Origin of the sequence: Gordonia iterans, assembly GCF_002993285.1 — a bacterium.
Lineage (GTDB): Bacteria > Actinomycetota > Actinomycetes > Mycobacteriales > Mycobacteriaceae > Gordonia > Gordonia iterans.
Map to the genome: position 1 here is coordinate 3898526 of NZ_CP027433.1, position 22023 is coordinate 3920548.

General features: G+C 69.0%; 20 protein-coding genes and 1 pseudogene. 15 read left to right on the forward strand and 6 right to left on the reverse strand.

Translation table 11 applies throughout. The features are described from left to right. Positions 1-48: 48 nt before the first annotated feature. The 3 genes from C6V83_RS17630 to C6V83_RS17640 form a co-directional block, all read right to left on the reverse strand. Positions 49-1707: an AMP-binding protein gene (locus C6V83_RS17630; protein ID WP_105943513.1), complete on the reverse strand. Its 1659-nt coding sequence runs from the start codon at positions 1705-1707 to the stop codon at positions 49-51. Then, the gene (locus C6V83_RS17635; protein WP_105943514.1) at positions 1704-2660 is read right to left on the reverse strand and encodes a cyclase family protein; all 957 of its coding nucleotides are present in this window, start codon (positions 2658-2660) and stop codon (positions 1704-1706) included. The genes C6V83_RS17630 and C6V83_RS17635 overlap by 4 nt, the downstream gene beginning before the upstream one ends. A 188-nt stretch (positions 2661-2848) precedes the next feature. Then, positions 2849-3688 carry a TetR family transcriptional regulator gene (locus C6V83_RS17640; RefSeq protein WP_234353795.1) on the reverse strand — a complete coding sequence of 280 codons (840 nt, stop codon included), beginning with the start codon at positions 3686-3688 and terminating at the stop codon, positions 2849-2851. Between the two features lie 52 nt (positions 3689-3740). Between C6V83_RS17640 and C6V83_RS17645 the strand changes: the two genes are divergently transcribed. Next, entirely contained in the window at positions 3741-5462 is a 1722-nt protein-coding gene (locus tag C6V83_RS17645) for a class I adenylate-forming enzyme family protein (RefSeq protein WP_234353796.1), read from the forward strand. Between the two features lie 223 nt (positions 5463-5685). Here the strand turns inward: C6V83_RS17645 and C6V83_RS17650 are convergent, their stop codons facing one another. Beyond that, the gene (locus C6V83_RS17650; RefSeq protein ID WP_234353797.1) at positions 5686-6648 is read right to left on the reverse strand and encodes an MBL fold metallo-hydrolase; all 963 of its coding nucleotides are present in this window, start codon (positions 6646-6648) and stop codon (positions 5686-5688) included. A gap of 52 nt (positions 6649-6700) precedes the next feature. On the opposite strand from C6V83_RS17650, the gene C6V83_RS17655 reads away from it, so the two are divergent. The 8 genes and pseudogenes from C6V83_RS17655 to C6V83_RS18850 form a co-directional block, all read left to right on the forward strand. After that, positions 6701-7936: a sensor histidine kinase gene (locus C6V83_RS17655; RefSeq protein ID WP_105943515.1), complete on the forward strand. Its 1236-nt coding sequence runs from the start codon at positions 6701-6703 to the stop codon at positions 7934-7936. Beyond that, positions 7933-8817 (forward strand): LytR/AlgR family response regulator transcription factor, encoded by an 885-nt coding sequence (locus C6V83_RS17660; RefSeq protein ID WP_105943516.1) that lies wholly within the window; start codon positions 7933-7935, stop codon positions 8815-8817. Before C6V83_RS17655 ends, C6V83_RS17660 begins: the two co-directional genes overlap by 4 nt. Before the next feature lie 21 nt (positions 8818-8838). Next, positions 8839-9222, forward strand: a complete 384-nt coding sequence (locus tag C6V83_RS17665; protein WP_105943517.1) for a hypothetical protein — start codon at positions 8839-8841, stop codon at positions 9220-9222. Further along, positions 9219-10943 (forward strand): sodium/solute symporter, encoded by a 1725-nt coding sequence (locus tag C6V83_RS17670; RefSeq protein WP_105943518.1) that lies wholly within the window; start codon positions 9219-9221, stop codon positions 10941-10943. The genes C6V83_RS17665 and C6V83_RS17670 overlap by 4 nt, the downstream gene beginning before the upstream one ends. 24 nt (positions 10944-10967) lie before the next feature. Continuing rightward, positions 10968-11576: a DivIVA domain-containing protein gene (locus tag C6V83_RS17680; RefSeq protein WP_159067557.1), complete on the forward strand. Its 609-nt coding sequence runs from the start codon at positions 10968-10970 to the stop codon at positions 11574-11576. A 254-nt stretch (positions 11577-11830) separates the two neighbouring features. Further along, positions 11831-12229 (forward strand): DUF485 domain-containing protein, encoded by a 399-nt coding sequence (locus C6V83_RS17685; protein ID WP_199832551.1) that lies wholly within the window; start codon positions 11831-11833, stop codon positions 12227-12229. Further along, positions 12226-13845 (forward strand): solute symporter family protein, encoded by a 1620-nt coding sequence (locus C6V83_RS17690; RefSeq protein WP_105943519.1) that lies wholly within the window; start codon positions 12226-12228, stop codon positions 13843-13845. Before C6V83_RS17685 ends, C6V83_RS17690 begins: the two co-directional genes overlap by 4 nt. An 82-nt stretch (positions 13846-13927) precedes the next feature. Next, positions 13928-14362 (forward strand): annotated as a pseudogene (locus C6V83_RS18850) (hypothetical protein); the annotation flags it as partial. A gap of 11 nt (positions 14363-14373) precedes the next feature. On the opposite strand, the gene C6V83_RS17700 reads toward C6V83_RS18850, so the two are convergent. After that, positions 14374-15783, reverse strand: a complete 1410-nt coding sequence (locus C6V83_RS17700; RefSeq protein WP_105943521.1) for an amidase — start codon at positions 15781-15783, stop codon at positions 14374-14376. A 78-nt stretch (positions 15784-15861) separates the two neighbouring features. Here C6V83_RS17700 and C6V83_RS17705 point away from each other — a divergent pair, with 78 nt between their 5' ends. The 6 genes from C6V83_RS17705 to C6V83_RS17730 all read left to right on the forward strand — a co-directional run bounded on the left by C6V83_RS17705 (position 15862) and on the right by C6V83_RS17730 (position 21237). Next, positions 15862-17055 carry an acyl-CoA dehydrogenase family protein gene (locus C6V83_RS17705; RefSeq protein WP_105943522.1) on the forward strand — a complete coding sequence of 398 codons (1194 nt, stop codon included), beginning with the start codon at positions 15862-15864 and terminating at the stop codon, positions 17053-17055. Positions 17056-17080: 25 nt separating this feature from the next. Further along, complete coding sequence (locus C6V83_RS17710) at positions 17081-18199, forward strand: acyl-CoA dehydrogenase family protein (protein ID WP_105943523.1); 1119 nt, start codon at positions 17081-17083, stop codon at positions 18197-18199. A 113-nt stretch (positions 18200-18312) separates the two neighbouring features. Next, a complete protein-coding gene (locus tag C6V83_RS17715) occupies positions 18313-18783 on the forward strand; it encodes a DUF350 domain-containing protein (protein WP_105943524.1) in 471 nt (156 codons plus the stop codon). Between the two features lie 283 nt (positions 18784-19066). Beyond that, entirely contained in the window at positions 19067-19525 is a 459-nt protein-coding gene (locus tag C6V83_RS17720) for an SRPBCC family protein (RefSeq protein ID WP_105943525.1), read from the forward strand. A 3-nt stretch (positions 19526-19528) separates the two neighbouring features. Beyond that, positions 19529-20239, forward strand: a complete 711-nt coding sequence (locus C6V83_RS17725) for a phosphatidylserine decarboxylase (RefSeq protein ID WP_105943526.1) — start codon at positions 19529-19531, stop codon at positions 20237-20239. Continuing rightward, positions 20236-21237, forward strand: a complete 1002-nt coding sequence (locus C6V83_RS17730; protein WP_105943527.1) for a CDP-alcohol phosphatidyltransferase family protein — start codon at positions 20236-20238, stop codon at positions 21235-21237. The genes C6V83_RS17725 and C6V83_RS17730 overlap by 4 nt, the downstream gene beginning before the upstream one ends. Before the next feature lie 300 nt (positions 21238-21537). On the opposite strand, the gene C6V83_RS17735 is transcribed toward C6V83_RS17730, so the two are convergent. Next, positions 21538-21933: a hypothetical protein gene (locus C6V83_RS17735; protein ID WP_159067558.1), complete on the reverse strand. Its 396-nt coding sequence runs from the start codon at positions 21931-21933 to the stop codon at positions 21538-21540. Between the last annotated feature and the right edge of the window lie 90 nt (positions 21934-22023).

The window sequence follows — 22023 nt, forward strand, 5'->3', positions numbered from 1 at the left end:
AGCCGGGAACGTGCGCGGGCACGTCCCCGGTCCCGTGGGTCGGCCGCCTCAGTCGGCGGTCCGCAGTTCCCGACGCAGGATCTTCCCGGTCACCGTCTTGGGCAGTTCGTCGACGATCTCGACGCTCCGCGGATACTTGTACGCCGCCATCTGCGACTTGGCGAAGTCGATGAGTTCGTCGGGCTCGAGTTCGGCGCCCGCGTGGAGGGCCACGAACGCCTTCACCGTCTCCCCCCGATACTCGTCGGGCACCCCGACCACCGCCGCCTCCCGGATCGCCGGATGCGTGTACAGCACGTCCTCCACCTCGCGTGGCCACACCTTGTAGCCGGATGCGTTGATCATGTCCTTCATGCGGTCGACGACGTAGAACCATCCGTCGTCGTCCATGAATCCGACGTCTCCGGTGTGCAGTTCGCCGCCGGGGATCGACGTCGCGGTCGCTTCCGGCTTGTTCCAGTAGCCCGGCACCACCTGCGGTCCCGAGGTGACGAACTCGCCGACCTCGCCGACCGGCACGTCGGCGCCGTCAGCCCCGACCACCCGCACCACCGTGTTGAACACCGGAACGCCCACGGACAGCGCACCGGAAGCCGGGTCGACGGGGGCACGGACCCCCAGCGGCACCGCATGCGACGGCGAGTTGGTCTCGGTGAGCCCGTAGATGTTGTGGATGTACGCACCGAACGTCTTCTCCAGACGGTCTCCTACCGCGGGAGCGATGGGCGCACCGCCCGAGTACAGGATCCGCAGACTCGAGAAGTCCTCCGGGGCGACGCCGGGAACCGCGGCGAGCGCCCCGAACGCGGTGATCGCGCCGACCGTGAACACCGGGCGGTATTCACGAATCGCATCCACCATGACCGCCGGCTCGAACCGATGCGCCAGGATCAGCGGAGAGCGGACCAGCATCGCCACCATGATGTGTCCGACCAGTCCTGTGATGTGGAACAGCGGAGCGACGCCGAGCACGCCCTCCCCCGGCCGCAGGCCAGTCCATTCGCGATAGACCTGGGCGTTGAAGGCGAAGTTCCCGTGCGTGTTCATCGCTCCCTTCGGGTCGCCCGTGGTGCCCGAGGTGTACGCGAGCACAGCCACGTCGTCCGGACCGAGGCCTGGATCCGCGAGTTCGTCCCCACCCCCTGCGGCGACGACTGTCGCGAGGTCCAGCGTGCCCTCGACCCGGATCCGCTCCAGCCCGGCGAACAGGCGCGCATCGTCACGGTCCTGCATATCCCGGGCCGAGCAGGTGATCACCGTCGACACCGCGGTGTCGCCGTTCTCGACGACGTCCTTGCCGACCTGCGCGTACAGGTCGTCCAGGGCGAGCAGCGCCGTGGCCCCGGAGTCGGCCAGCAGGTAGGTCAGCTCACGCGCCTTGTTCATCGGGTTGACGGCCACGGCGATGCCGCCCAGGCGCCACGCGGCGATCATCCCGATGACGAACGCCGGGTTGTTCTGCACGTAGAGTGCCAGCCGATCACCAGCCGAGAACCCCCGGTCTGCGAGAGTCGCAGCGAGCGCGCGAGAGGCCCGGTCGACGTCGGCGAAACTCTGCGACGTCCCGAAGTACTGCAAGAAGGCGGCGTCAGGGGCGGCCTCGACCGCCGCGTCGAACACTCCCAGGGCGGTCCCGTGTTCCTGGATGATGTCGGCCGGCGTTCCGACGGGATAGCGCGCCAGCCACGGGCGCTCGGCGTACGTCACTTGATGACCACCGGGTTGACCGGCGAGCCCGAAGCCCGGTGGATCTTCAACGGCGCCGCGACGTAGAAGAACTCGTAGACGCCGTCCTCGGCGCAGTCGGCGGCGAGCTTCTCGAGATCGCAGATCTCGGTGAAGGCGATGCCCAAGTTGCGCATGAGGGCGTTGTGCAGCACCAGCGCGGCACCGCTCTCGGGATCGTAGGTCACCTCGTTGGCGATCGTGTCGGTCACCAGATTCGGAATCTCCATCTCGGCGAACCACTGCACAAGGGCCGGCGAGTACGTCAGGCCGGGCTCACCGAAGTCGGCGTAGAAGCCCTCCGCATCGGCGAAGAAGAGCTCCAGGTGGTTGGTGCGCAGAAGCACGATGTCGCGCGGGCGCAACTCCACGCCTTGTGCGGCCGCACAGGCCTGCAGATCCTCGTGATCGAACGCTTCTTTTGGCCCGAGAGCTTCGACCCCGCGCCAGCGCGCCAAGTCCAGGAGCACCGCACGGCCGGCCACTCCACGCTCGGCGATCGGTTCGACGCTGGCCTTCTGCAGTCCGCCGATGGTGGTGCGAGCGTCATATCCGTTCCAGATCTGCCCGTCGTACCACACGTGGCCGAGCGCGTCGTACTGCGTCGAGCCCTGCAGAAAGGCCTCGAGTTTGTCGTCGGCGTAGTGCAGACCGCCGGGGAACTGCGGGCCTTCGCCGCCCTCGTCCCAGTCCGACTCGTCGAAGACCATCTCTTTGCTCGCCGGAGACCTGCCCGGCCAGACCGGATCACCCTTCGGGTCGCCGATGAGGCGCTGGAGAGTGAACAGGTCACCGCGCTTGATCAGCGAGACGCCGGCGAGCACCTGGGCCGCGGTGAGGTAGTTGAGGCTGCCCACTTCGTCGTCCGGGCCCCACTTGCCCCAGTTGCTGGGCGAGTCGGCGAGCAGTTCGGTGAGATCGGGAACAGTGGTCATCGGAAGAGAACCTTTCACAGGGACCTGGCGGACGCTTGCGGGCGGCGCAGGGTGAACGATCGTTTAGCCGGATGGCTGAGATGAGAATCACACGGCCCGACAGATTCGTCAAGCGCCTTCAAATATCGCCGCCACCAGCATGTTCAGTCGCGACAAGAACTCATCAGAGTGTTCAGCAATTCTGAACTTCACTGTCCCATCATGGCCGCTGCGAGGTCGGCATACTCGGCGGCGATCGCCGCCGAGTCGAAGGGCTGGACGCCGTCGTAGCGGAACGGCACTGCGCGGCACAGCGACACCACGGCATGTGCGGTGGCCTCCGGCGAGCCGGTCGAGAACTCGCCCGCAGCCACCGCAGCAGTCGCGGCGCCGACCAGCGCGCGCGGCACCGCCCGGCGTGCCGCCGCGATCCTGCTGCGGTCGGGCTCCTGCAGGCTCCGCAACTCGGTTTCCACGATGAAGGAGAGGTCGCGACGGTGAACATGCGCCAGGACGAGCGCCTGCACCATCTGCGCGAAGGCCGCCGCGGGCGACGGCACACCGCCGGCAGCCGCGTCGATCCGCCACTGCAGATCGTCGAGCTGGGCATCGACCAGCGCCACCAGAACCCGCTCCTTACTGCGGTGATAGCGATAGATGCTGGCCACGCTGAGGTCGGCTGCCGCCGCGAGCACCCGCATCGTCGCCCCGTGATAGCCGGTCTCCGCGAACACGTCGAGCGCAGCCTGGAGCACCGGGTCCAGCTCCAGCGGCTCGAACACGCGCCAGTGCGCCTCCGCCGCCGACGGCGCGGACGGCCGACGGCCCGGCTCGACGAGCGGATCGGCCAGATCGGCGACCGCGACCTGCAGCACGGCCGCCAGCGCACGCAGCCGACCAAGCGTCATCGCCACCTTGTCGTTCTCGATCGCGCTCATGGTGCCCACACTGACGTCCAGTTCCGCCGCCAGCGCGCGCAGCGTGAACCCCCGACGCCGCCGGATGTCCCGAATCACCGGACCCACGCCGCGCGGCACATGTTCAGTCACACTGAACACAATAGCCGGACGCGGCGACGACGGTGCGTCCTAGACTGGCCCCGTGACCGGCTACGACGAGAAACCTTGGCTCGCGGCCTATCCGCCGGGCCGTTCTGCGCACCTGCGCCGGGAGTACGCCACCGCCCTGGACATGTTCGACGCCGCCGTCGCCGACCACCCGCAGGACCCTGCCGTCTGCTATTTCGACCAGGTCCTCACCTGGGCGGACGTGGACCGCGCCGCCGGGGCGCTGGCGGTCCTGCTCATCGCCCGCAGTTTCGCCCCCGGAGACCGGCTCGCCCTGTGTCTGCAGAACGATCCCGCCTTCGTGATCGGTCTGGTGGCCGCATGGAAGGCCGGCGGCACCGCCGCACTGGTCAGTCCCATGTCGACCACCGAGGAACTGACCGCGGCCCTGGAGGCGTTCACCCCGTCGGCGATCCTGCTGCTCGACGACATCTACACCGACCGCCTCCGCCGGATCCTCTCCCGCGGTGACACCGGCGTGCGCATCGTGGTCACCGCCTCGGCGCTGGACGGCCAGCGTGTCGACGACCCGCGGATCTTCGGTGCGCTCACCCGCCGCCGGCCTGCCGATACCGTCGATCTGTCCGATCTCGTCGCCGAGCGCCGACATGACGACGCCGACGGCAGCGCCGGGGCTGGGGCTGACGGGGCTGGGGCTGACGGGGCTGGGGCTGACGGGGCTGGGGCCGCCGCCCGCCGGGTCGGGCCGTCGGACATCGCGGTGCTGGCCGCCACCTCCGGGACCACCGGACCGCCGAAGGGTGCACAGATCACGCACGCCAACCTCGCCTTCAGTGCCCAGGTCTATCGCGATTGGAGCGGTCTGCTGACCGGCGAACCGGTACTCGCTCTGGCGCCGGTGTTCCACGTCACCGGCCTGGTGGGCGGCGTCGCGCTGGCGATGCTCAATCGCGGAGCGCTGGTCCTGACGCACCGGTTCCATCCGCGGGTCATCGCCGAAGCGGCCCGGACTCACCGACCGGCTTTCTGCGTCGCGGTGATCACCGCCTACATCGCGCTCGCCGACGATCCCGGCGTCGACGCGGCCGATCTCGCGTCGCTGCGGCTGCGCTACTCCGGCGGCGCCCCCGTCGATCCCGATGTCGCCGATCGGCTGGCCGAGCGGCTCGGCGCCTACATCCACAACATCTACGGCCAGACCGAGACCACGTCGCCGTCGCACGCCGTTCCACCGGGCACCCGCGCGCCGGTCGATCCCGATTCGAATGCGCTCTCCGTCGGGGTGCCGGTGTTCGACACGATGGTCCGGGTCGTCGACGACGACGGCGCCGATCTGCCGGTCGGCGAAATCGGCGAGATCGTGACGATGGGTCCGCAGGTGATCTCCGGGTACTGGCACGATCCGGCGGCCACCGCCGATGCCTTCTCCGACGGGGCACTGCGCACCGGCGACGTGGGCTTCATGGATGCCGACGGCTGGTTCTACATCGTCGATCGCAAGAAGGACCAGATCAACGCGGCCGGATACAAGGTGTGGCCGTCAGAGGTGGAGCGGGTCCTGACCGGGCATCCGGACATCGCCGAGGCCGCGGTGATCGGCATCCCCGACGAGTATCGCGGCGAAACGGTGAAGGCCTATGTGGTGGCGGTCGCAGGCAGCGACCTCGACGCCGATCGCGTCATCGCCTTCGCCCGAGCCCGGCTCGCCCCCCACAAGTACCCGCGCGAGGTCGAGATGGTGACCGCCCTGCCGCGCACCGCCACCGGCAAACTCCTCCGGCGCGCCCTTCGCTGACCCGCCCGTCCGTGCTGTGACGTACCCGGGGACGCGATGTCCGTACTGTGACGTTCCCCGGGTGACGGCTGTGTTCTCTGCCCGGTCACCGTCCCGAGGCGGATCGCTACGTCACGGTACGGGCGACGGGCCGGTCAGCTGAGCGGCACCGTCACCCGATCGGGGTCGAGGTAGTCAGCCGGATCACGCAGGTAGCGGACCTGCGGCCGGTGGTCGATCGACTTCAGCGCCGAGAAGAACGCCGCCTCCCGGCTCGTCGCCGGAGTCGCCAGCCCCGGGAACCAGTCGTCGTGATGGCCGGGCACGAACACGGCCGCACCCACCGCCTCGATGTAATCGCATCGCCGAGGCCGTTGGTCATCTCGTTGAAACCCTGAATCGCGCCGACGTGCAGATCGACCGGACCGAGTCGGCCGAGCGCGGCCAGGATCTCCGGTCCTGCCGGATCTTGACCGACCGGGCCCACCGAGTCGTGCCAGACGATCGACTTCCCGCCGACGGTGAACTTGTACAGCACGGTTCCGCCCTCGGGATCGTTCAGGTGCGGCACCAGCCGAGTCAGGGCGGGGGTGGTCGGCGGATCGGTCAGCAGGCGCCCACTGGGCGGCAACGGCAGCAGCGGCGGCAGGTGACCGGCGGGGGAGTGGATCTGCGAATGCAGGTGCCGCACAGCGGTCACCCCGATGCCCGGCAGTCCGTGGTATGTCGTCGTGCTCGCGGGCGGCGCGCCGGCCGGGCTGACCACATCGCACCGGACCGACCGGCTCTGGGACCGGAAGAACCCACACTGCTCGGCTGAGCCGACGATCCGGGCGCCGGAGGCACGCGCGATGTCCACGGCGTCGGCGGCGTGATCGAAATGTGCGTGCCCTATGAAGATGTGCGACGGCCGCAGCGCCGCGAGTTGCGTCGGCGTCGTCGGCACGTATCCCGGGTAGACGTTGGGCACCCACGCGTCCAGTAGAAAGACCGGTCCGCGCATCGCAACCGCGAAATTGGCGACACCGAACCAGGAGAAGATGACGCGGTCGGCGCGGATCGCCCCCGTGCCCTGGTCGACGTTGTCCGCACCGAACACCGCCGTTCGGGCGGCGACGAGTTCGGAGGCGGCCGTCGTCCGCCCGGCCGGCACCCAGCCCGCCAGGGCCACGACGAGAACGAGCAGGATGATGAGGCGACGACGCATGTGCTGAGTGGAGGAAACGCTGGGCGTTGGTAGCTTCGGAACATGGAGCATCATGTCCGGTGAACTGGTCGCGATCGGGGTGCTGGGCACCGCGCTGGCCGTGGTGCTGTTCGTGATCGTCCTGCGGACGCGCCGGATGGTCTCGACCCCGCACGAACGCGCCGTCCACCAGACTCTCGCCGCCGCCGCGGCCGCAGCGCATCCGCTCCGCGGCGGCCTCACCGGCGAGTCCGCGGCCGAAGCGGTCGGGCCGCTGCGCGCACTGACCGCCACCGAGGGCGTCGCGCTGTTCGACGCCGACGGCGCCCTCCTCGCCCGCGACGGCGACCCCGACATCTGGACCGCGCCCGTCGTGCGCGATGCGACAGCTCTCGCCCGGGAGGCGCTCGACGCCCAGCGCCGCACCATGTTCGACGCCCCCGGCGGCTCGCCGGACTTCGTCCGCACACTGATCGCCGCGCCGTTGCTCACCGACGACATCAGCGCCGGAGTGCTCGTGGTCGCCACCGTCCGCCAGCCCGGCCCCGGGCAGATCGGCGCGCTCACCGAGGTCGCCAATTACGCGGCCACCCAACTCGAGCTGGCCGAGCTCGACGCCTCGCGGGCGCGTCTGGACCGCGCCGAGGTACTCGCCCTGCGCGCCCAGATCGACCCGCACTTCATCTACAACGCCCTCGGCACCATCGCCTCGTTCGTCCGCACCGACCCCGCGCGCGCCCGCGAACTGATCCTCGACTTCGCCGATTTCACCCGCTACTCGTTCCGTGCGGCCGGTCAGTACACCGCGCTCGCCGACGAACTCCGCAACATCGACCGCTACCTCACGCTCGAACGCGCCCGCTTCGGCGTGGGCCTGGACGTGCGCCTGCACGTGGATCCGGAGGTGCTCGGAGTGGTCGTGCCGTTCCTGGCCCTGCAGCCGATCGTCGAGAACGCCGTCCGCCACGGACTCGCCGGGCGCAAGGAGGGCACCATCACGATCACCGCACGAGGTTCCGGCACGGACTGCGAGATCAGCGTCGAGGACGACGGCGTGGGCATGGACCCCGAACTGCTGCGCAGCGGCGCCATCGACGCACTCAGCGGCTCCGATGCGCCGTCGAGCGAGAGCGAGGGCGCACACGTCGGACTCACCAATGTCGATCAACGCCTCCGCTCGGCTTTCGGCAACGACTACGGTCTGATCGTCGACACCGGACTCGGTGCGGGCACCAAGGTCAGCATGCGAGTCCCCAAGTTCGCCGCCGGCATCCGTGCGGATCCGGCGCAGGAAGGACGGCCCCGATGACCGCATTGCGCGTCCTGGCCGTCGATGACGAAGCCCCCGCCCTCGACGAACTGACTTTTCTGCTCGGCGAACACCCGGCGGTCGGCGAGGTGATCGGCGCCTCCGATGCCACCGAAGCCCTGCGGCTGCTCTCCGAACAGTCCGTGGACGCCGCCTTCCTGGACATCTCGATGCCGGGACTCAACGGCATGGAGCTCGCCACCGTCCTCGCCCGCTACGCGACCCCGCCCGCACTGGTGTTCGTCACCGCACACGACGACCGCGCCGTCCAGGCGTTCGACGTCGGCGCCGTCGACTACCTCCTGAAACCACTGCGCGCACGGCGTCTCGCGCAGGCGATCGAGCGTGTCCTGGCGAGCCGTCCGGACACGCTCGTCGGCGACACCGCCGGGACCGATGCCGACCCTGCCGCTGCGGGCGCCGACCCAGCCACCGCCGAAATCGCCGGGGACACGGACACGTCCGCCGACTCAGGCATTTCATCGACGGGGCTCAGCACAAGCGTGATCCCCGTCGAGCGCGGGGGCGTGACGTCCTTGATCCAGCGCGACACGATCTCGTGGGTCGAAGCCGTCGGCGACTACGCCCGCCTGCACACCGCCAGCGGTGACTATCTGGTTCGAGTGACCCTCTCTACGCTCGAATCCCATTGGGCCGACGCAGGTTTCGCGCGGATACACCGGTCGTACCTCGTCGCGCTTCCGATGGTGACCGGGCTGCGGACCGCAGGTACCGGCACCAAGGTGATGATCCGCGCGAACGGCCAGACCCCCGAAGTGGAGCTGCCCGTCAGCCGCCGGCAGGTTCGCGAACTGAAAGACCGTCTGGTGCGCGACCCTCTGCGCTCCTTCCGCTCCGGTCGCGGCGACGGATCGTCGTGAGCGAATGGTGAGCGGCCGTCCATGACCCCCGACTCCCCACGCCGCGAGCGCGTCGTGCTGTCGCAGCGGCGCGGCGCGCGGCCGGTCCGGACTCGGGCCGAGGTGACCGAGCAGACCGAGGTCGGCGAGCATCTGGTCGGCGAACTGGTCCGCGCCCAGTTGGGACTGGCGCTGCGGATCGGACTGGCGGTGGCGGCCCTGTTCGTCGCCATCCCCCTGATCGGCCTGTGGGTCGACGGCTTCGCCGCCGCGACGCTCTTCGGGATCTCGATCAACTGGATCGTGCTAGGCCTGCTCCCCTACCCGATCCTCTATCTCGCCGGACGCCTCTACATCCGGCTCGCCGAGCAGGCGGAACGACACTTCATGCAGTTGATGGACGACGAAGAACGCGGTCCGACGTGAGCACGGGATCAGCACTCATCGTCGTCGCGGTGGCGATCGCCACCGTCGGCACGGTCGCCATCGGCGCGTACGGCGGCCGCGGAGCCCGATCGACGTCCGATTTTCTGGTGGCCTCCCGCAGCATCGGCGCCCGCTGGAACGCCGCCGCCATCTCCGGGGAGTACCTCTCTGCCGCGTCGTTCCTCGGGGTCGCCGGCCTCGTCGCCAAATACGGCGCCGACGCGCTCTGGTACCCGATCGGCTTCACCGCCGGGTATCTGGGCCTGCTGCTGTTCGTCGCCGCGCCCCTACGCCGCTCGGGTGCGTACACCGTGCCCGACTTCGCCGAGTTTCGGCTCGGCTCCCTGCAGGCCCGCCGTGTCGCCATGGTCGTCGTGGTGCTGGTGTGCGTCCTGTACCTGCTCCCTCAGCTGCAAGGCGCGGGTCTGACGCTGAATATTCTGCTGGGCCTTCCCGGCTGGGTCGGCGTGGTGCTGGTCGGCGGTGCACTGATCGTCAACGTGGTCAGCGGCGGCATGCGTTCGGTGACCTTCGCCCAGGGGGTCCAGTACTGGCTCAAACTCACCGCGATCGCGGTGCCCGCGCTGGTCGTCGTCCTGCATTTCGCGTCGAACCCGTCCGACCTCGGCGACCCCCTCCCCGCCCGGGTCTCGACGGCCACCTCCGTCGAGGTCACCACGGAGGTCTCGGTGACCGTCGCCGATCCCTCGGGCGTCCGAGTCACCGGAACGGTCGACGGCACGCGTCTCGACGACGCGCCGCTGTCCGCGGGAACCCACGTCATCGGCCAGGATTCAACGATCCTGCTCGACGCGGGCGCGGCCACCCCCGTCGTGTCCGACGCGCCGCAGACCGGGTCCGAGTGGACGCGCTCGGGCGGCGGTCTCGGCGGCGATCACCCGCTGTACCAGGTCCTGTCGCTGATGCTCGCGACCTTCCTCGGCGCACTCGGACTGCCGCACGTGCTGGTGCGGTTCTATACCAATCGGACCGGGGCGGACGCCCGGCGCACCGCGCTCACCGTGATCGTGCTGCTGTCCGGCTTCTACCTCTTCCCCACGGTGCTCGGCGTGCTGTCACGCGTGTACGTGCCCCAGGTGCTCGCCACCGGCACCGCCGACGCCGCGGTGCTGATGATCCCGTCCTCGGTGGCCGGTGGACTGGGCGGCGAACTGCTGGTCGCACTGGTCGCGGCCGGCGCCATCGCCGCGTTCCTGGCAACCGCCTCCGGACTCTTGATCAGCATCGCCGGCGTGGTGTCCACGGACCTGCTGCCGTCCGGGGTGCGCAGCTTCCGGTTCTGCGCGGTGCTCGGCGGGCTGGTCCCGATCGGGCTCGCGCTGGCCGCCGGAACCCTGGAACTGTCCCGCTCGGTGGGTCTGGTGTTCGCCGTCTCGGCCGCGACCCTCTGCCCGCTGCTAGTGCTCGGCATCTGGTGGCGCGGACTCACCGCGGCCGGGGCGATCGCCGGCCTGACGGTCGGGGCGATCACCTCGGCCGCGGCCGTGGTAGCCGGAGTGTTCTGGTTCACCGACGGGTGGCCGGCTGCCATCGCGACATTTCCGGCGGCGGTCACCGTGCCGCTGACCTTCGCGACGATGGTCACCGTCTCTGTGGCGACCCGTCGCACCGTGCGCCCGGACGTCCCCACGGTGTTCGCGCGCATGCATCTGCCCGAACGCCTCGGACTCGGCCTCGAACGGGCCCCCGCCGGCGACTGAGCGTCCACCGTGAAGAATGACCCCATGAGTTCCGATTACCCCAGACTCACCGCCGACGACGTCCACCACATCGCCTTCTTCAAGCCGCCGGTCCTCCAGCGCGGCTACTCCGAAGACGAGGTGGACCAGCTCCTCGACGTTCTCGAGGCCAAGTTCCGCGATCCGGCCGATCCCGCCCTGGCGCACCTCACGCCCGATCAGGTTCGACAGGTGAGTTTCAGCGCACCGCCGATGGGACAGCGCGGCTACCACCCCGGCGAGGTCGACGATTTCCTCGGCCAGTGCGCCGACGACCTGGCGGACCTGGTCGCCGAGGTCCCGGTCGATCAAGAACGACAGGCGTCCGCCGGAGCGAACGCCTCCGCCGGACTGACGGCCGCCGACATCCGGGACGCCACCTTCGGCAAACCGCTCTTCGGCCGGAGCGGATACAACGAAGACCAGGTCGACGACTTCCTCGACGCCCTCGAGGCCAAGTTCCGCGATCCGGCCGATCCCGCGCTGTCGTGGCTCACTCCCGGCGCGGTGCAGGAGGCGGTCTTCGGTCCGCCGGGCTTCGGCAGACGCGGCTATCGCAGAGACGAGGTCGACGACTTCCTCGCGCGCGCCGCCGCCGCACTGTCCCTACTGTGACGTAGCTCGGCGCCCAGCCGGATGCCTCAGTCCCGAAACGCCAAGTGGCCGCGTGCCGCGACTCCCGGGCCGCGGCCGTACGTCACAGTACGGTCAGCTCGACCGCTTGCCGTTCGCCCGCGTGCGGCTACCGTTCACCGCACGACGGGCGGTACTCGTCGTTCAGGTCACATTTTCTCTGGCATGTGAACTGGATCTCCCCGAACCTTCTAGCAAGGCCGCCCGCGCGCGGCAACGCATCGAGGAGGTCGCCAGTGACTACCGCATCCGAACATCCGCCACAGCCTGGGCACATCAGCACCCCCGGCGCCGACGAGTTCATCGCCGCGCAGGAGAGCCCGGAGTTCCAGCGTCTGCGCAAGACGCTCCGCAACTTCGTGTTCCCGATGACCGCGTTCTTCCTGACCTGGTACGGGCTGTACCTGGTACTCGGCGTCTTCGCGCCGGGCTTCATGGGAACGCCCGTGTGGGGCAACATCAACGTCGGCTTGATCCTGGGCCTGTTGCAGTTCGTCACCACGTTCGCCATCACCGGCGCCTACATCTGGTTCGCCAACCACCGCCTCGACCCCGAGGCCGAAGTGGTCCGCGAAGGATTCGACGACGGCACCTACGCCCGTGAGGCCGACGCCGCTGTGGGAGGCGTGCGATGAACCACCTCCTCGCCGACGCCCAGGACGTCGACACCGGCAACGCCACCCTGAACATCATGATCTTCGTGGCCTTCGTGATCGTGACCCTGATCGTGGTCATCAAGGTCAGTCGCGTCGGCACGAGCAACGCGTCCGAGTTCTTCACCGGCAGCCGCGGCTTCTCCGGCACCCAGAACGGCATCGCGATCGCCGGCGACTACCTCTCGGCCGCCAGCTTCCTCGGCATCGCGGGTGCCATCGCCATCTACGGCTACGACGGATTCCTCTACTCGATCGGCTTCCTCGTCGCCTGGCTCGTCGCCCTGCTGTTGGTCGCCGAGCTCTTGCGCAACACCGGCAAGTTCACCATGGCCGACGTCCTGAGCTTCCGGCTCAAGCAGCGTCCCGTGCGCTTGGCCGCGTCGATCAACACTCTGACGGTGTCGATCTTCTACCTGCTCGCCCAGATGGCGGGCGCCGGCGCCCTCGTGGCGCTGCTGCTGAACATCCAGAGCGACGCCGGACAGGCCGCGGTCATCACCGTCGTCGGCCTGCTGATGATCACCTACGTGCTGATCGGCGGCATGAAGGGCACCACCTGGGTGCAGATCATCAAGGCGGTCCTGTTGATCGCCGGCACCGCGGTCATGACCGTGTGGGTGATGCTGTCCAACGGCATCAACTTCAACCTGTCCAAGCTGCTCGGCATGGCCCAGGAGCGCACCGAGGTAGACATCCTGGCACCGGGCGCCCAGTACGGCATCGACTTCACCTCGAAGATCAACCTGATCTCGCTGGGTCTGGCATTGGTGCTCGGCACCGCGGGTCTGCCGCATGTGCTCATGCGTTTCTACACGGTGCCGACCGCCAAGGAAGCCCGCAAGTCCGTGGTCTGGGCCATCGGCCTGATCGGTGCGTTCTACCTGTTCACCCTGGTGCTCGGATACGGCGCCGCGGCGCTGGTCGGCCCGGAGACCATCATGGCCGCTCCCGGCAAGCAGAACGCCGCGGCGCCGCTGCTGGCACTGCACCTGGGCGGTGAGGTCCTGCTCGGCTTGATCGCGGGCGTGGCGTTCGCGACCATCCTGGCCGTCGTCGCCGGCCTGGCGATCACCGCGTCGGCGTCGTTCGCCCACGACATCTACGCGTCGGTGATCAAGAAGAACGGCGCCTCCGAGGAGGAGCAGGTCCGCGTCTCGCGCTACACCGTGGTGGTGCTCGGCATCATCGGGATCGTCCTGGGCATTCTCGCGAAGGACCAGAACATCGCCTTCCTGGTGGCGCTGGCCTTCGCGGTGGCCGCCTCGGCGAACCTGCCGACCATCCTGTACTCGCTGTTCTGGAAGCGGTTCAACACCCGCGGCGCCCTGTTCAGCATGTACGGCGGCCTGTCGATCACGATCGTGCTGATCGTGTTCTCCCCGGCCGTGTCCGGCAAGTCCAACTCGATGCTCCCGAACATGGACTTCGCCTGGTTCCCGCTGGCCAATCCCGGCCTGGTGTCCATCCCGGCAGCCTTCCTACTCGGCATCGTCGGCACGCTGACCTCGCGGGAGACCCCCGACGTGGCCCGCCGCGCCGAGATGGAGGTCCGCTCGCTCACCGGTGTCGGCGCGGAGAAGGCCATCTCGCACTGATTCAGGACTGGCACGGTGAGAACAGTGCCGTCGTGCGCAGGACGTCTGCGGACGACGGCACTGTTGGTTCATCGTCCGGACCATGAGCACCGTTTACCTCGCCACCGCCCTCCCGCCCGCTGCGCTCGCCCGTCTCGACGCCGCCGATATCGACTACCGAAGCTGGGCATCGGCCGACGAGATCGTCGCCGACCAGCTGATCGACGCCGTCGCGAACGCCGAAGCCCTCATCAGCGCCGTGGACGTGCAGGTCCCCGCCGAGGTGATCGACGCGGCGCCGAAGCTGGAGCTGATCGCGAACGTCGGCGACGGATTCAGCAACATCGACCTCAACGCCTGCCGCCGGCGCGGGATCGCCGTCACCAACGCCCCGACACACGACTCGATCGCGTCGACCGCCGAGCTCGCGGTCACCCTCCTCCTCACGATCAGTCGCCGGATCCTGCCCGGTGACAAGCTGATGCGCGACGGCGGGTTCTCCGGTTGGCGCGTCACCGGATACGTCGGCGGGCATCCGGTGTGCGCCGGTCAGGCGTCCTGGATCCGCGCGAACGGCCGGGCTTCCTCTAGTTCGTACGACAGCTCTAGCAGGGTGCGCTCGCCGCCGCGGTCGGCGGAGAAGTGGATGCCGATCGGCATGCCGGCCGACGAACTGCCGAGCGGCAGGGAGATCGCCGGGGTGCCGCACGAATTGTCCGCGGGGGTGAAGGCGACATAGCGCACCAAACGGTCGAAGATCTCGTCGAAGTCGCCGTCCGGATCCAGGTAGCCGATCTCGGGAGTCTGGTGGGCGAGGGTCGGAGTGAGGATCACGTCGTAGTCGTCGAAGGCCTTACGGAACTTCGCCGTGGCCCGCTTGAGACCGATGAGGGTCGACGGCGTCTTGTAGAAGTTCCGCAGAAACTTGCGGGACAGGCCTCGCGTGAACGGGTCGAGTTTTCCGCGGTCGAACTCCGGATCGAGAAGTTTTCCGCCGAAGCGGTCGAGCGAGAACGCCAGCAGCGCCCAGTAGTTGGTGAAATGGTCGATGAACGAGCGATCGACCGGGATCGGCACCGTCTCCACCCGGTGGCCGAGTTCCTCGAGAAGATCGGCCACCGCGTGGACCTCGCGGCGGGTGTCGGGGTCCAGCGGCTGACCGGTCAGCGGATCGGTGATCATCGCGACCCGGAGGCGGCGCCGCCCCGGCCCTTCGACCAACCCGACTGGATCGAAGCCGTCGACCCGCCGGAGCCGCTCCAGGTCGGAAAGGAAGTAGGCGGTGTCCCGTACCGAACGCGAGACGATCCCGTTGGAGACCAAGTCGATCGGCGCGTTCGACGCCGTCGCCACACCCGCGGTCCGGCCGCGGCTCGGCTTGAGTCCCACCAATCCGCAGGCCGCCGCCGGGATGCGGATCGAGCCGCCGCCGTCGTTCGCGTGCGCGATCGGGACCGCACCGGCGGCGACCAGCGCCGCAGACCCGCCCGAGCTGGCCCCGGACGAGTAATCCGTGTCCCACGGGTTGCGGGTCGGTGCCCGGTCGGCGAACTCGGTGGTCGCGGTCAGCCCGAACGCCGGCATCGTCGTCGCACCGAGAATGTTCACGCCGGTACCGAGGAACTCCTCGGTGAACGCCTCGTGGCTCGCCGCCGGCCGGGGCGGGATCGCGGCAGAACCCTGCTGCGTCGGCAGGCCGGCGTACGCGGTGTTGTTCTTGATCAGGGTGGGCACGCCGGCGAACACGCCGGAGAAGCCGTTCTCCCTGGCCCGGACCAGCGCTCGTTCCCGGTCGTCGAAGGCGACGGCCGCGATCTCCGGATTCACCCCGTCGATGCGCCGCGCGGCGGCCTCCGAGGCCTCGGCCGCACTGAAATCGCCGGAGGCGATCGCGCGAGCGATCCCCACGGCGTCGAGATCGCCGAGCACGTCGTCGGCGAAGGCATGAACGCGTTTCATTCACCTGACAATAGCGCGTGTCGAGTTCTCCTCGCGCCCGCCCGTACGAACGTTCGGTCAATGAGGTAAGACTGACGTATGCAGTTGCGATTCACCCCGGAAGAGGAAGCGTTCCGCTCCGAGCTCCGCGAGTTCTTCACCACCGCCGTCCCCGAAGAGATCCGGAACCGCTGCGAAACCGGCGAACTGATCTACCCCGACGACGTCGTGGCCACCACGCGCATCCTCAACGAGAAGGGGCTCGCGGTGCCGCACTGGCCCGTCGAGTGGGGCGGCCAGGACTGGACTCCGGTGCAGCACCACATCTTCCGGGAGGAGATGGCGCTGAACTTCGTGCCCGACCAGCTCCCGTTCAACGCCGGCATGGTGGGCCCGGTGATCGCGCACTTCGGCAGCCAGGAGCAGAAAGAAGAGTTCCTGCCGAAGACGGCGAATCTCGACATCTGGTGGTGCCAGGGCTTCTCCGAGCCCGAAGCGGGCAGCGACCTCGCCTCACTCAAGACCCGCGCGGTCCGCGACGGCGACGAGTACGTGATCAACGGGCAGAAGACGTGGACCACCCTCGGCCAGTTCGCCGACTGGATCTTCTGCCTGGTCCGCACCGACCCCGATGTGAAGAAGCAGGCAGGCATCAGCTTCGTCGTCTTCCCGATGGACACCCCCGGCGTGGAACTCCGGCCGATCGAGCTGATCGACGGCAGCTACGAGGTGAACGAGGTGTTCTTCAACGACGTTCGCGTCCCCGTCGCCAACCTCATCGGCGAGGAGAACCAGGGCTGGACCATCGCCAAGTTCCTGCTCGGCAACGAGCGGTCCGGGATCGCCCGCGTCGGTTGGACCAAGACCAAGCTCGCCAAGGCCAAGCGATTGGCGGCGGAGACGCCGCGCGCCGGCGGCGGCACCATGCTCGACGACCCGCTCTTCGCCGCACGCCTGGCCGGTCTCGAGAACGAGCTGCTGGCTCTGGAGGTGACTCAGCTGCGCGTCGTCGCCTCGTCCGCCGACGGCAAGCCGAACCCGGCGTCGTCGTTGCTCAAGCTCCGTGGCTCGCAGCTGCAGCAGGAGGCACTGGAACTGCTGACCGATCTCGCCGGCCCGGCGTCGCTGCCGGTGGCACCGGTCGACCCGGAGGCCGAACTCGAGGCGGCACTGACCCCCGACTGGGCCCGGCATTCGGTGCCCGAGTACCTCAACTACCGCAAGGTGACCATCTACGGCGGCTCCTCCGAGGTGCAGCGCCAGATCATCGACAAGGCCGTGCTCGGGCTGTAGCCCAGCACCATTGAAAAGGATCACCATGGATTTCGAGCTCTCCGACGAGCAGATCATGCTGCGCGACACCGTGCGCGACGTGCTGGCCAAGACCTACGACATCGAGACTCTCCGCGCCGTGACGGACACCCCGCTCGGCTGGAGCCGGGACGTGTGGAAGTCCCTCGCCGAGATCGGCCTCCTCGGGCTGGTGTTCGACGAGGCGCACGGCGGTTTCGGCGCCGGGATCGAAGAACTGTCCGCCGTGATGAGCGAGTTCGGCGCTTCCCTGGCGCCCGAGCCCTTCCTCGACTCGGTCGTGGTGCCCGGACTGCTGATCGAGCGCTCCGGCGCCGACACTTCCGTCAAGGAGGAGGTCCTCGGCGCGCTGGCGAGCGGCGAACGCCTCGCCGCCTTCGCCCATCTGGAGCAGGGCGACCGCTGGCCGTCGTACGCGGTGGCCACCGCCGTCCGTGACGGGAAGATCTCCGGAACCAAGCCGCTGGTGCCGCACGGCGACTGCGCCGACGTGCTGGTCGTGTCCGCGCGGGATGCCGACGGCGCCGTCGGCCTGTATCTGGTGGAGGCCGACGCTCCCGGGGTCGTCCGCACCGCATACCGGACGCACGATCGCCGTCGCGGCGCCCAGATCACGTTCTCCGATGCACCGGGCATCCGGCTCGGCGACGCGGCGGCCGACAGCGTGATCGACGACGTCGCACTGATCGAGCAGAGCGCCCTGTGCGCCGAGGCCGTCGGCGCGATGACTAAGTCGCTGGGGCTCACCACCGAATACCTCAAGTCGCGCAAGCAGTTCGGTGTCCCGCTGGCCACGTTCCAGGCGCTCACCCACCGTGCCGCGGACATGTACGTGGCGCTGGAACTGGCAAGCAGCATGAGCCTCTACCTGACCGCCGCCCTGAACGACGGCAGCGCCGAGGAGATCACCGGATCGCGGGCCAAGCTGCAGATCTGCCGGTCCGGCCGGCTCATCGGCCAGGAAGCCGTTCAGATGCACGGCGGTATCGGCGTCACCGCTGAATACCCGGTGGCGCACTACGTCAGCCGCCTCACCGCCATCGCGCACACCCTCGGCGACGCCGACGCGCACCTGACGGAGCTCTCGTCGCACCTGGGCGACTGGGACATGGTCACGGTCGGCTGAGCCACGCCGGTCGAGCGCGGCTCAGCCGACCCGCACCGGGCGCGCACAGTCGAGACCGCCCCACGCCGGTCGAGCGCAGTCGAGACCCCCTGCGTGCAGGCTAGGGTGAGCGCATGAACGATCTCGCTCTGCTGCGCGACGACCTCGCCGACCTCACCTCGTACGGCCTGCTCGCCGTCGGCCTGCTGGTGCTCGGGTTCATCGGGCTGGATCTGGTGACCCCGGGCAGTCTGCGGCGCTGGATCTGGACCGAGGGCAATCGCTCTGCGGTGATCCTGGCCGTGTCGCAGGCGCTCGGCCTGACGATCGCACTGGCCGCGGGTATCTCGGCGAGCCACGACCTCCCGCTGGGCCGCGGCATCGTGTACGTGCTGATCTACGGCGTGGCGACCATCGCGCTCATGATGTTCTCGTTCGTGCTGATCGACCTGCTGACCCCGGGCAAGCTGGGTGCGCTGCTGCTGGAGGGCGCTGACGACGGCGAGGACGACGCCGACGACCCGGCGCACAACCCGGCCGTGTGGCTCAACGCCGTGGTGTTCCTGGCGATCGGACTTTTCGTCGCCGCCGCCCTCTCTCTGTAGCGGCCCGAGCGAACTACAGCCCTCTTCGACGATTAAGCGAACGACCCCCTTCGATGATTAAGAGAACGAGCCCCTTCGATGATTGAGCGAACGAGCCCCTTCGATGATTGAGCGAACGAGCCCCTTCGATGATTGAGCGAACGAAGTGAGTCGAAATCACCCGTGACCGCACCGGCGGGAGAGGCGGACCGCGAACCGTGTTCCCGCCCCGCCTCCCGGTCGAATAGGGTTCTGGTTCAGGAGCTCCGGTTCACAGAACCGGACGGACGCAAGGAGCAAGACAATGGCCGCACCTCTCATCGAAGAGTCCGTGGAGATCGCCGGCACCCCCGAGCAGGTCTGGGCGGTGGTCTCGGACCTGCAGCGCATGGGCGAGTGGAGCCCGCAGTGCAAGAAGATGTTCGTCTTCGGCGGACCGGTGAAGCTGGGCACCCGCACCGCGAACCTCAACCGTCGTGGACCGCTGTTCTGGCCGACCACCGCCAAGGTGGTCGCCTTCGAACCGAACAAGAAGATCGCCTGGAAGATCACCGAGAACAACACCGTGTGGGGCTTCGCGATCGAGCCGACCGAGGCAGGGGTCACCGTGACCGAGTCCCGCACCGCCGCCGACGGCAAGACCAGCGCGCTGTCGGCGTTTCTCGTCGACAAGGTCTTCGGTGGCAACGACAGCTTCGAGCCCGAGCTGCAGGCCGGCATGCGGGAGACGCTCGGCAAGATCAAGCGCGCCGTCGAGGCCTGATCGGTGGCACGACGACCCGCCCAGCCCGGTGACCGCACCGGGCCCGCCCACCTGATCGACCTCGTCCAGGAGACGGTCCCGCCGATCCACCCGAAGGGTCTGCCGTTCGTGGCCGGCGCCGCGGCGGTAGCCGTGCTCGGGCGCCGGCACCGATGGATCGCGCGGCCCGCCCTGGCCGCCGCGGGGGCGTGTGCACTGTTCTTCCGGCACCCGTCTCGGGTACCGCCGAGCACCCCGGGCGCAGTAGTCGCGCCGGCCGACGGCACCGTGGCGCTGGTCGACGAGGCGATCCCGCCCGCTGAACTCGGCCTGGGCGATCACCCCCTGCCCCGGGTCAGCACCTTCTTGTCGGTGTTCGACGTCCACGTGCAGCGCATCCCGATCTCCGGCGTCGTCGAAGCGGTGAAGCACACCCCCGGCGAGTTCCTGTCCGCCGACCTGCCCGAGGCCAGCGAACGCAACGAACGGACCTGTCTGCGATTGCGGACCGAAGCCGGGGAGCGGCTCGGCGTGGTCCAGCTGGCCGGACTGGTCGCGCGTCGCATCGTGTGCGACGTCGGTCCCGGCGAACCGGTCGCCCTGGGCGACACCTACGGCCTGATCCGCTTCGGATCGCGGGTCGACGTGTACCTGCCCGCTGGGACGGTCGCCCGCGTCGCCGTCGGCCAGCGCACCGTCGGCGCCGAGACGGTCCTCGCGGAACTCCCGCGATGACCGGCCGGGACCGGGTCCGCCGCAACCGGCGGCCGGCCGGCGCCCGGACGCGCCGTGATCCCCCGGTCGCCGGTCGCACCCGAACACGTCGTTCGGACGACGACAGCGTGCAGGCCAGGTCGGGACGACTGATCCTGCCCTCGGCGCTGACCCTCCTGGCGCTGTGCGCGGCGCTGACCGCCATGCGCTTCGCCGACGCGGACCGGGTCGACCTCGCCATGCTGCTGCTGGTGGGGGCCGCCATCCTCGACGGCCTCGACGGTCGCGTCGCCCGGATGATGGATGCCAGCAGCAAGATGGGCGCCGAGCTCGACTCGCTCGCCGACGGGATCAATTTCGGCGTGGTGCCGGCGGTGATGGTCTACAGCATCCTTCTGCGCGACGAGTCCGACCTCGATCAGAGCATCGGATGGGGCTTGGCCCTGGTCTACTGTTCGGCGATCATCCTCCGGCTGGCACGGTTCAACACCCTGCTCGACGACGACGAAGCTCCCGCTTACACGAAAGACTTCTTCGTCGGGGTGCCTGCTCCCGCGGCCGCCGTGATGGTGCTGCTGCCGATCGGGCTGGGCGAACAGTTCGGTTCGGGCTGGTGGACCGGACCGGTGTTCGTCGGCTGTTGGCTCGTGTTCGTGGCGCTGCTCGCGGTGAGCCGCGTACCGACACTCAGCTTCAAGTCGGCCAAGTTGCGCCCCCGCGCGGTGGCACCCGTGTTGATCGTGGTCGCCGCCGCGGCTGCGCTGCTGTTCACCTTCCCGTACGCACTGATGGTGCTGCTGGTCGGCGCGTACCTGGCCCACATCCCGTTCGCCTGGCGCATGCAGCGCTGGGTCAGCTCCCGCCCGGAGTACTGGGACTACTCGTCGCGCGCCCGCCGCCTGCAGCGCCGTGACGACCGCCGTGCCGAGGTGGCCGACGGCACCCGGCGCCGGGTGATCCCGGTGCGGAAGTCATCGGCACGGCTGCGGCTGCGCCGGCCCGAGCGCACGCCGGACTGAGCCTGGCCGGGGGTCTCGACTCCGCTCGACCAGCGAAGCAGCTCGACCGGCGAGAGCAGCCCCACCAGCGAAGAACGCTCAACCGGCGAGAGCAGCCCCACCAGCGAAGAACCCTCAACCGGCGAGAGCAGCCCCACCAGCGAAGAACCCTCAACCGGCGAGAGCAGCCCCACCAGCGAAGAACCCTCAACCGGCGAGAGCAGCCCCACCAGCGAAGAACCCTCAACCGGCGAGAGCATCCCCACCAGCTCGTTGAGCAGGCGACGAAGGAGCCGTGTCGAAACGGCCCGGGACCCCGGGTCAGGTCCGGGTGACCGTGTAGAGGACCGTGTTCCGGCTGCCCTGCGCGGCGGCGGTGATGCCGACCGTGACCCAGTAGGTGGCCCCGTCGTCCTCCTTCTGCATCATCACGCCCTTTTCCCGGCCGGTCTCGATCCGGCTCGACTCCACGTAGCCCGCTTCCGTGAGCTTCTTCACTGCGTCGTCGTAGGCGTCGCCCGCACCCGCGGGGGCCTGCACGGTCACCGACCACGAGCCGTCGTCCCGGCGCTCGGCACTCTGGATGGCGCCGTCGACCAGCGGGACCTGCGCCTCCGGGAAGTCGTCGGGCAAGGCGACTCCCGGGCGCGCAGGCTCGTCGTCGTTGCCGCACGCCGTGGCACCGGTCAGTGCGACCACCACCAGCAACGCTGTCAACAGGACTCTCCGTAAAGACCACATATCTGGAACGGTAAAGTACTTCGGGTAATACCGCTTCGAACGACACCCCGCCCACCATTCGATCGA